Raw genomic sequence first — 10,051 nt, forward strand, 5'->3', positions numbered from 1 at the left:
ACTATGAGCCATTTTTTAGAGACCCGAAATGAGACTGTCCCGCTTCTTTATCGACGCCCCGCTGAGCACCGGCCAACACGAATTGCCGGAAGCCCAGGCGCATTACATCAGCCGCGTGCTGCGCATGGCCGAGGGCGATGCGGTGCAGATGTTCGACGGCTCCGGCCATGAGTTTCGCGGATCGCTGGTGGAAGTCGGCAAAAAACGCGTCGTCGTGCAGATCGACGAACAACTTGCCGGTCAGATCGAATCGCCGCTGCAAATCCACCTCGGCCAAGGCCTGTCCCGTGGCGAGCGAATGGACTGGGCGATTCAGAAAGCCACCGAACTGGGCGTCACTGAAATCACCCCGATCTTCAGTGAGCGCTGCGAAGTGCGCCTGAAGGACGAACGCGCCGACAAACGCCTGCTCCACTGGCGCCAAGTGGCGATCAGCGCTTGTGAGCAATGCGGGCGCTCGCGGGTGCCGGTGATTCATCCGCCGGTGCTGTTGGCAGACTGGATCAAGCAGACTGAAGCTGATCTGAAGCTAGTACTGCATCCAGTGGCTGAGCCGATGGTGAGCCATGCAAAACCTTCGACACTGGCGTTCCTGATCGGGCCGGAGGGTGGGTTGTCCGATGCCGAGGTCGAGCAGGCCAAGGGCAATGGTTTCCACGCGGCCCGCCTCGGACCGCGAGTGTTGCGTACCGAGACCGCGCCGGTGGTTGCACTGGCGGTGGCCCAGCAACTTTGGGGTGATTTCTAGGGCGCCATCGCTGGCAAGCCAGCGATTAGTCGCACCTCGGTCTACAAGACGTAAAACATAATCGCCACAAAGTGCAGCAAGCTCCCGGCAATCACAAACAGATGCCAGATCCCGTGCGCATGCCGCAATCGGTGATCCAGGGCAAAAAAGATAATCCCCACGGTGTACAAAACCCCGCCCGTGGCCAGCCAGGCGAAACCGGTGGTGCCCAGTGCCGCCAATAACGGCTTGACCGCCACCAGCACAATCCAGCCCATCACCGCGTAGATCACAATCGACAGAATCCGCGCCTCGGAGCGCGGTTTGATCTCTTGCAGAATACCGATCAGCGCCAGCCCCCAGACAATCCCGAACAGCGTCCAGCCCCACGGCCCGCGCAGGGTCACCAGACAGAACGGCGTGTAACTCCCGGCGATCAGCAGGTAGATCGAAAAGTGATCGACCTTCTTCATGATCGCTTTCTTGCGCCCGCGCACGCTGTGGTACACGGTCGATGCGCTGTAGAGCACCAGCAAGGTAAAGGCGTAAATCGCCACACTGACAATCTTCCAGGGACTGCCATCCAGGCTGGCAATCACCAGCATCCACACCCCACCGATAAAAGCCGCCACCGCCCCGACCAGATGCGTCCAGGCGTTCAATCGTTCCCCGTGATACATGTATCGCTCACCTCAAATTCGTTACCGCAGCGCGCAAGGCTCGGGCCTTGAGCGTAAAAGCGCAATGTTTCTGTTCAACCTCAGGATCAAAAGATCGCAGCCTTCGGCAGCTCCTACAGGAAGCTCGCATTCCAAAGGTAGGAGCTGCCGAAGGCTGCGATCTTTTGATCTTCAAGGCACAATCGACGCATTCCAAAAAGAGTCCGCGCCATGCTGATCGATGAAGAGTTGACCCTGAAAAAACTCGAGGTGTTCCTCGCCTTCATGCGCACCGGCAATCTGGCCCGCGCCGCTGCGGAGTTGCAGACCAGCAATGTCAGCGTGCACCGCGCGATTCATTCGCTGGAAAGCGCCCTGCGCTGCCCGCTGTTCAAACACGAAGGGCGCAACCTGACGCCGCTGGAAAGTGCCTATGTGCTGGAAGAACGCGCACAGAAGCTGATTCAGGACGTGGTCGAAAGCGTGCGCCTGACCCGCGAAGCCGCCGGGTTCTCCGCAGAACGCTTCAAGCTGGGCTCGCTGTACTCGCTGACGGTGAAGACCGTGCCGCAACTGATCATGGGCCTGAAGATCCGCCGCAGCGAACTCAACATCGACCTGATCCTCGGCTCGAACATCGACCTGCTCTACAAGCTGAAAAACATGGAAGTCGACGCGATCCTGGTGTCGCTGGACGACAGCATCAACGACCCGGACTGCGAGCAGATTGCGCTCTTCTCCGACGACATCTTCCTCGCCACGCCAGCGGATTCACGGTTCGCCCAGCGCAGTGAAGTGGATCTGGCAGACGTTCGCGACGAAACCTTCATCACCCTGACCCAAGGCTTCGCCACCCATCAGGACGGTAACCGGGTGTTCAAGCAGGCGGGGTTCGAGCCGAAGGTGGCAATGCAGGTGAACGACATTTTCACACTGCTGAGCATGGTCAGTTCCGGGGTGGGCTATGCGTTGCTGCCAGGGCGAATTGCGGCGGTGTATGAGAATCGGGTGAAGCTGATTCCGCTGCAGGAGAAGTACCGGCTGCAGCAGCACATTGGCGTGGTGTTTCTGAAGGCCAAGGAGCGCGATCCGAATTTGCTGGCGTTGCTGGCGGAGTGTCGGATGTATGCCAATCGGCAGGCTTGAGACCGAGTCGTCTCCTTCGCGAGCAGGCTCGCTCCCACAGTTGGAATGCATTTCCCTGTGGGAGCGAGCCTGCTCGCGAAGGCGTCAGCCCAGACGACTCAAAACCCGAACCTAGCCAACAATCGCGCGAACAATAAAGAACAACAACGAAGGCCCAAGCAAGCATCCAAGCCCGGTGTGGAACGTCGCCGTCAGCGCCCCATAAGGCACCAACCGCCGATCCGTCGCCGCCAGCCCGGCAGTCACACCACTCACCGTCCCGGCCAACCCGCCAAACACCATCGCCGAACGCGGGTTATCAAGGCCCATCCAGCGCGCCGCGACCGGCGTGCCGACCATCACCAGAATCGCCTTGATCAACCCGGTGGCAATCGACAGCGCCATCACATCCGAACTCGCACCAATCGCCGCACCGGTCACCGGGCCAACGATGTAGGTCACCGCGCCAGCGCCGATGGTGGTCATGCTCACCGCATCGCGATAACCAAACGCCCAGGCCATGCTCGCGCCGACAATGAACGGCAGGATCGTGCCCAGCAACAACGCAATCACCCCGATCATCCCGGCCTTTTTCGCCTCGGTCGCCTGCACTTCAAACGCGGTGGCAACAATCGCGAAATCACGCAGCATTGCCCCGCCCATCAGGCCGATGCCGGAGAACAGCGTCAGATCCGCCAAACCTTTCTGCCCGCCCGTCATGGTGCCGCCGACCCACGCCAGCACCAGACCGATGACGATGGCAATCGCCGAGCCGTGAATGCGTCCGAAGGTCAGGCGCTTGGAGAGAACCACGGAGACCCACATGATCACGCCGACAAAAGCGAAGGCAGTGATCAGACCGTTATGTTCCAGACCTTTTTCGATGAGATCCCACATATCAGCGACCCCCTACCGGCGTGCCGACCGGGGAGATTTCCGCCAGTTCGTCGGGCAACGGTTCGCCCTTGTGGGTGCGGCTGATCAAGGCAATCGTGCAACCACAAATCACCACCGAACCGATCGCCGCCAGCACCGCCACCGGGCCGCCGTGCAGCGCGGTGACGACGTTCTGTTGCGCGGCCATCGCCACCACCACCGGAATGTACATGGCGCCCCAGAAGCCGACTCCATCTCGCACTCCTTGGTCATGCCGCCGCGTTTCTGCATCCACAACCGCGCGCAGATCAACAGGATCATCGCGATGCCGACCCCGCCGACGTTGGATTTGACGCCCAGCAACACGCCGAGCATGTCGCCCATGATCACCCCTGCCAGCGTACAGATCGCCAGCAGCGCCACACCGTAAATAATCATTGTTGTAGTCCTCAAAGTGCATCGTCGAATGTTGTTTTTGTTGTTCGAAGCTTGAGTCGGCGTTTTAGGTTCGGCGGCTTCCCTCCTCACGCAACAGCGCCTGCAAGGTGTCGAGGCGAGCACTGTCGAAGGCAGTGACGGTGCCTTGCTCGAACACCCGGCGCGCCAGCCCGGTCAGCACCGCACCGGGCGGCAGTTCGATCTGTAGCCGCACGCCGCGCTCGTAGGCGCTTTGCACGGTGCCGCGCCAATCCACGACGCGGCACATGTTGAACGCGAGGTCATCGCGCAGGGCATCGACCTTGATTACCGGGCGCGCGCGGCTGCCGCTCAGGTAGGCGATTTTCGGGGCTTGCAGTTGTACTTTGGCGAACGCTTCGGCGAGGGTTTGCGCCGGTTTTTCCAGCAGCGGACAGTGCGACGGCACGCTGACCGCCAGACGTTTCGCCAGACCCGCGCCACGGCTGCGCGCGAGTTCGGCCACCGCTTGCATCGCCTTGTCGCTGCCGGCAATCACCACCTGGTTATCGGCGTTGATATTGGCCAGATAAACCGGCGTTACGGCGCTGTGAACTTGCGCCAGCAACGTTTCGACTGTGGACAGTTGCAGACCGATGATCGCAGTCATGCCAAAGCCCTGTGGATAAGCCTGTTGCATCAACTCACCGCGCAGGCTGACCAGATGCAGCGCATCACTGAAGCTCAAGGCCCCGGCCACCACCGCTGCGGAGTAAGCACCGATGGACAGGCCCGCGACATAGTCCGCGTTCAAACTGTCCTGCAACAACTGTCGCGAAGCCGCGACACCGGCGATCAGCAGGCAGAGCTGCACTGCCCTTGTACTGCGCAGCGCTTCGGCAGAATCAAGCAGCAAGACATCTTCACCCAGCACATCACTGGCCTCGGTCAACGTTTCCCGAGGCAAACGCTGGAGCATGCCCGGTTGCTGTGCGCCCTGACCGGGGAACACCAACAGACTGCTCATGCTGCCTGCTCCTGCGGGTTCCACGGGTCTACTACCAGACACGCCTGATGCGCGTTTTTCAGCAGCACCCGCGCCGAAGTGCTGGCCCATTCACGCAGGGCTACGGCGCCGAACGGCGTCTGCAATTGCATGTCGACCCGGCACACTGCCTGATCGAAAAGCGCCACCAGTTTGCGCGCCTGATTGCGGGTCATCAGTTGCGGTGTGCGCAGGATCAGATCGAGATCGCTGCCCTCATGCATCGCCGCAAAACCACTGGCCAGTTCAAATCCGGCACTGCCGCTGACGCCCCAGATCCAACCGCAATCATCGAGCATCGGCCGCAATTGCTTGAGGGCGCACATGGCCGGCAGATCACGTTCACTGTCGACCCGACACAGCGCCTCGGGGCTGACACGACAGCCAATCGAATCAAGCGCCATGAACGCCGCCAAGCGCTGCTCGCGTAACACACCGCGCACGCCCACTGCCACGAAACCCTCAGCACTTAACGCACGGCGCACCACCACCGGTTGCCCGGCGCTGAGCGACTCGACTGCCCACTGCGGCGCATCCGCCGGTAGCTGCGCCGGGGTCATGCCCCAGAGCAGATCGTGGGCCAGAGGCGTATTCACCACTGCGCCCTCAACAGTTCACGCACGCGACTGGACGCTTCACGATTTTTAGCACCGAGGCGACCGCTCAAATCATTGCCAGTGACATCGCTGATGGCTTGCTTCAAGCACTCGGTCACTCGCGTCAGATCCTCGGCTGTCGGCTGTTCGATCTGCTGCACCGACAGGGTTTCCCAAAGCAGCCCGAGGCTGGCGTAACTGTCGATGTCATAGGCCATCGGCGGCACGCTGGCTGCCAGTGCTTCGAGTTCTTCGACGCTGCGCAAAGTCACCCGCGCCGCCGATGCTTTGCCCATCGCATGCACCATCACGCCGGGATCACGCAGGGCGATCAAGCGGTTGGCCTGATAGCCGTGGGCGAGAAACGCACCGGACATGGCTTTGCCCACCAGCAGCGCAATCACCGGATGCCCGGCCAGGCGTGCGCGGGCATAACTGTCCGCCGCACCGGCCAGCGCCTGATGAATGCCGAGGGCTTCTTCGCGACGGCCGTAGGCCTGGCTCGGTACATCGACGATGGCAATCAGTGGACGCTTTTGCGGTTTGTCGCGGTCAGCGTTGATCGCATCGTCGACGGCTTTGGCCAGGCCCCAGCCTTCCAGCAACCCGACTTCGCCGTTACGGGCACGGGGGAAACGGTTGTCAGGGTCAGCGACCACGGCGATAAAACGCCCGAGTTCAGCATCGGCAACCTTCAACGAGGGCGGCAAACCTTCTACAGCTTTCGCGCCCGCGCTCAACGCGTTGAACCAGTTCAAACCGCGCAATGAATAACCACTCATGAGCGCTCTCCTTGATACAGATCGCGAACCACCGAAGGCTCGATTTGCTTGTCAGTGTCCAGGCTGGCCAGCCGTTGCAGGAACCACTCGGCCCGCTGACTGCGCGGTTGGGCTGGCAAGCCTTGTTGCAGCAACTCGCCGACCTGCTGACGAATCTGCGCCACATCATCGGCGGCAAACCGATCCACCAAGCCACTGGCAAAACGCTGCTCGCCACCGGTCAGGCTCCATATAAACGGCCGGTCGCGGGAGTCGTATTCCTCGATCCCGGCTTCCTGCTCGATCACCTGCGGGCCATTCAGGCCCAGGCGTGCTTCCTGGGTCACCAGCAAATAGCTGCACAGCGCTGCGGCAATCGACATGCCGCCAAAACAGCCGACGCTGCCCGCGACCACACCCACCACCGGTTGGTATTGCTGCAAGTCGACAATCGCCGCATGAATATCGGCAATCGCCGCCAAGCCGAGATTGGCTTCCTGCAGCCGCACACCGCCGGTTTCCAGCAGCAACACGGCGCGGGTCGGAGTGCCGTTGCGGTTGTCCTCGGCGGCCAGTTCCAGTGCACCGGCAATCTTCGCCCCGCCGACTTCGCCGAGGCTGCCGCCCTGAAACGCGCCTTCGATGGCCGCGATCACTACCGGCAAACCGTCGAGGCTGCCCTTGGCGATCACCACACCGTCATCGGCTTGCGGCACCACGCCCTGGCGTTCTAGCCACGGCGACATCACCCGTTGAAAAGGATCGAGCAATTCGCGAAAGGTGCCGGCATCAAGCAAGGCTTTCGCCCGTTGCCGCGCGCCGAGTTCGACGAAGCTGTGTTTATGGAGAAGCGCTGCGCTGTCAGTCATGGCCGATCTCCTCGAAACCTTGTTCCAGGCGCAAACGCACCACACCCGGCGTCGCGCCGAAATCGTGGATATCGATGGCCATGGCTGGCGGCGTGGTGCCGTCGAACATCCGCGCAAACAGATGCTGCCAGCGCAGCTGTGCGCCGTTGACCGAGGTTTGCACGTTGATCGTCAACTTGCCGGCCAGCCCCGGTTCGATCAGCACTTCCAGATCACCCGAGCCGACACAACCGACCAGCGCCCGACCGCGAGGCGGCTGCCCGGCGGGGAATTCAAACGATAGGGTTTCCATCAAAACGCTCCCTGAAAGGTGCCGTCGCACTCGATTCGGTCGAGCAGCAGCGTGGCGGCGAGCAAGTCGGCGGCGCCACCGGGCGAGGCATTCAATGCGATGAGTTGTTGATCGAGTTCATGCAGGCGCCGGCGACCGCTGAGGCTGGCGCTGCCACCGGCGTCGAGCACCGCTTGCGCGCCCTGCTGCATGGCGTGCAGGCCTTGTTCGCCGGCGCGGTAGAGCACGCAGGTGTCGGCCAGGTCAGTCATGATCGCGAGCAAGGCGTCGAGCCGGGCGTTCTGTTCGCCGTGGCCGTTTGCGCGGCTGCGCTTGAGTTGCGGCAAACCACGTTGCAGCACGGACGGGAAGCCGAGTTGCGCTTCCTCTCGGGCGCCGCGAGCGCCGTAACGCAGGGCGACTTGTGCACCGTGGCTCAGGGGACGAGGTGCAAAACGATCATCGAGCAGCGCCAGACGTGCAGCGCGCAGGGTGACGGCGTTGGCGCCTGTGGATTTCGCTTCGAGCGCGGCGGCGGTCACCAACAGGCCCAAGGCCCAGATTGCACCGCGATGAGTGTTCACGCCGTTGGTGGTCGCGAGCATCGCTTGCTCGCCTTCACGGCCGATGCGGCCAATGCTTTCACGCAGCGTTTGATTGATCTCGCCGACTTCAATGGCAGCTTCGGCCATCTCCTTGAACGCCGGCCACAACGACAGCGCCGAGGCGTGCATCAGGCCCAAGTGCAGATCGGTGTGCGCGCCGTTGCCACGACGGTCGACCAGCGCCGGTTTCGGCGACAGATCCGCTTCGTCGATCAACGCATCCACCGCCATGTCCGCCAATCGCTCGGCCAGGGAAATCGGTTTCGCTTGCAGGTTAAGTGCGTGCATTACCAGCTCCTGAATTTGGCGGGCGGGTTGTAGAGGCCGCCGGACCACTCGACCAGATCGGCCACGCTTTTCGCCGCCAGCAGTTCGCGGGTAGCGTCAGTGCGGCGGATGCCGAGGTCTTCGGGCAAGGCGATCAGGCCTTCACGGCGCATGCGTTCGGTGTCTTTCGGGTTGTGGCGCAGGCCAATGGCGGTGACGCCGGCGACAGCGGCGATCATCGCCTGGCGCTCTTCCAGCGAACGCGCCTTGTACAGATAGGCGATGCCTTCTTCGGTGAGCAGGTGGGTGACGTCGTCGCCGTAGATCATGATCGGCGCCAGCGGCATGCCGCTTTTCTTCGCCACTTCCACCGCATCGAGGGTTTCGACGAAGGTCGGTTTGCCGCCCTCCTGGAAGGTCTCGACCATTTGCACCACGAGTTTCTTGCCGCGTTCGAGCATCGGTTGCGGCGAGTCGTCGTGGCGCATGTCCAGCCATGCCGGCGTGCCGTGACGGCGGCCACGCGGGTCATGGCCCATGTTCGGCGCGCCACCGAAACCGGCGAGACGGCCACGGGTGACGGTCGAGGAATGGCCATCGCCATCAACCTGCAACGTCGCGCCGATAAACAGATCCACCGCGTATTGCCCGGCCAGTTGGCAGAACATCCGGTTGGAACGTAGCGAGCCGTCGCGGCCGGTGAAGAACACATCCGGGCGCGCGGCGATGTAATTTTCCATGCCCAGTTCGGTGCCGAAGCAATGCACGCTTTCGACCCAGCCGCTCTCAATCGCCGGGATCAACGTCGGGTGCGGGTTTAGCGTCCAGTTGCGGCAGATCTTGCCTTTGAGGCCGAGGGATTCGCCGTAGGTCGGCAGGATCAGTTCGATGGCCGCGGTGTTGAAACCGATGCCGTGATTGAGCGACTGCACGTTGTGTTTTTCGTAGATCCCGCGGATCGCCATCATCGCCATCAACACGTGGACAGGCTTGATGTGCCGTGGGTCGCGGGTGAACAGCGGTTCGATGTAGAAGGGCTTGTCGGCCACCACGACGAAATCGACCCACGACGCCGGAATATCCACACGGGGCAATTCGCTGACGTCGTCGACCAACTGGTTGACCTGGACGATGACGATGCCGTCGCTGAACGCGGCCGGCTCGATCAGTGCCGGGGTGTCTTCAGTGCTCGGGCCGGTGTAGATGTTGCCGGCGCGGTCGGCCATGAAACCGGCCGAGAGCACGACGTTGGGGATCAGGTCCACCACCAGCCGGGCGTAGAGTTCGATGTAGGTGTGGATCGCGCCGATTTCCAGCAAGCCATCTTCAAGCAACTGGCTGATGCGCAGGCTCTGGGTGCCGGCGAAGGAGAAATCGAGTTTGCGGGCGATGCCGCGCTCGAACAGGTCGAGGTGCTCGGAGCGGCCGACGCTGGGCATGATCATGTGCAGGTCGTGGAGCTTCTCGGGATCAGCCTTGGCCAGCGAGCGAGAAAGAAAATCCGCCTGCTTCTGGTTGTTGCCCTCCAGCACCACTCGGTCGCCGGGATGAATCAGCGCTTCGAGCGCGGCGACGATCTTGTCGGTGGGCAACACCACACCGTCGGCCAGCCCGCGCACCTTGTCGAGGCGACGCTGCTTCTCGTCACGCCGCCGCGTCCAGCGCGAGTCGGGGGAAATTGTTGTTGTCATGCTCACTCCACGGGGTTCGCTGTCGTGGAGCTAAGTTAGGCGTGTGGGGTGGGGGCATCAATCAAGCGCGGTGGTGATTCATTACGCTCAGCGTAATGGTTCAGGCCCTCTTCGCGAGCAGGCTCGCTCCCACAGGGGATCTGTGTCGTACACCTGATCTGTG

The 10,051-nt window shown here is 62.1% G+C and carries 11 protein-coding genes and 1 pseudogene; 2 read left to right on the top strand and 10 right to left on the bottom strand.

What is annotated here, in order from left to right; all coding sequences use genetic code 11:
• The first annotated feature begins 28 nt into the window (after nt 1-28).
• Complete coding sequence (locus ACA074_RS26095) at nt 29-748, top strand: 16S rRNA (uracil(1498)-N(3))-methyltransferase (protein WP_489879334.1); 720 nt, start codon at nt 29-31, stop codon at nt 746-748.
• A gap of 41 nt (nt 749-789) precedes the next feature.
• On the opposite strand, the gene trhA is transcribed toward ACA074_RS26095, so the two are convergent.
• On the bottom strand, nt 790-1,407 hold the full coding sequence (gene trhA / locus ACA074_RS26100; protein WP_401269315.1) for a PAQR family membrane homeostasis protein TrhA: 618 nt from the start codon (nt 1,405-1,407) through the stop codon (nt 790-792).
• A gap of 210 nt (nt 1,408-1,617) precedes the next feature.
• On the opposite strand from trhA, the gene ACA074_RS26105 reads away from it, so the two are divergent.
• Entirely contained in the window at nt 1,618-2,532 is a 915-nt protein-coding gene (locus ACA074_RS26105) for a LysR family transcriptional regulator (RefSeq protein ID WP_497678033.1), read from the top strand.
• 111 nt (nt 2,533-2,643) lie between these two features.
• On the opposite strand, the gene madM is transcribed toward ACA074_RS26105, so the two are convergent.
• The 9 genes and pseudogenes from madM to mdcA form a co-directional block, all read right to left on the bottom strand.
• Nucleotides 2,644-3,408, bottom strand: a complete 765-nt coding sequence (gene madM / locus ACA074_RS26110; RefSeq protein WP_401269319.1) for a malonate transporter subunit MadM — start codon at nt 3,406-3,408, stop codon at nt 2,644-2,646.
• Between the two features lies 1 nt (nt 3,409).
• Nucleotides 3,410-3,825 (bottom strand): annotated as a pseudogene (madL, locus tag ACA074_RS26115) (malonate transporter subunit MadL).
• 64 nt (nt 3,826-3,889) lie between these two features.
• Nucleotides 3,890-4,810 (bottom strand): malonate decarboxylase subunit epsilon, encoded by a 921-nt coding sequence (gene mdcH, locus ACA074_RS26120; RefSeq protein WP_497678034.1) that lies wholly within the window; start codon nt 4,808-4,810, stop codon nt 3,890-3,892.
• Entirely contained in the window at nt 4,807-5,427 is a 621-nt protein-coding gene (locus ACA074_RS26125; protein WP_497615517.1) for a malonate decarboxylase holo-ACP synthase, read from the bottom strand. Before ACA074_RS26125 ends, mdcH begins: the two co-directional genes overlap by 4 nt.
• A complete protein-coding gene (gene mdcE / locus ACA074_RS26130) occupies nt 5,421-6,206 on the bottom strand; it encodes a biotin-independent malonate decarboxylase subunit gamma (protein ID WP_497678035.1) in 786 nt (261 codons plus the stop codon). Before mdcE ends, ACA074_RS26125 begins: the two co-directional genes overlap by 7 nt.
• Entirely contained in the window at nt 6,203-7,054 is an 852-nt protein-coding gene (locus ACA074_RS26135; RefSeq protein ID WP_497678036.1) for a biotin-independent malonate decarboxylase subunit beta, read from the bottom strand. Before ACA074_RS26135 ends, mdcE begins: the two co-directional genes overlap by 4 nt.
• A complete protein-coding gene (locus ACA074_RS26140; RefSeq protein WP_007913697.1) occupies nt 7,047-7,346 on the bottom strand; it encodes a malonate decarboxylase subunit delta in 300 nt (99 codons plus the stop codon). The genes ACA074_RS26135 and ACA074_RS26140 overlap by 8 nt, the downstream gene beginning before the upstream one ends.
• Nucleotides 7,346-8,218 (bottom strand): triphosphoribosyl-dephospho-CoA synthase, encoded by an 873-nt coding sequence (locus ACA074_RS26145; protein WP_497678037.1) that lies wholly within the window; start codon nt 8,216-8,218, stop codon nt 7,346-7,348. The genes ACA074_RS26140 and ACA074_RS26145 overlap by 1 nt, the downstream gene beginning before the upstream one ends.
• On the bottom strand, nt 8,218-9,888 hold the full coding sequence (mdcA, locus tag ACA074_RS26150) for a malonate decarboxylase subunit alpha (protein WP_401269338.1): 1,671 nt from the start codon (nt 9,886-9,888) through the stop codon (nt 8,218-8,220). Before mdcA ends, ACA074_RS26145 begins: the two co-directional genes overlap by 1 nt.
• Between the last annotated feature and the right edge of the window lie 163 nt (nt 9,889-10,051).

It is taken from the genome of Pseudomonas sp. LBUM1655, assembly GCF_059716085.1.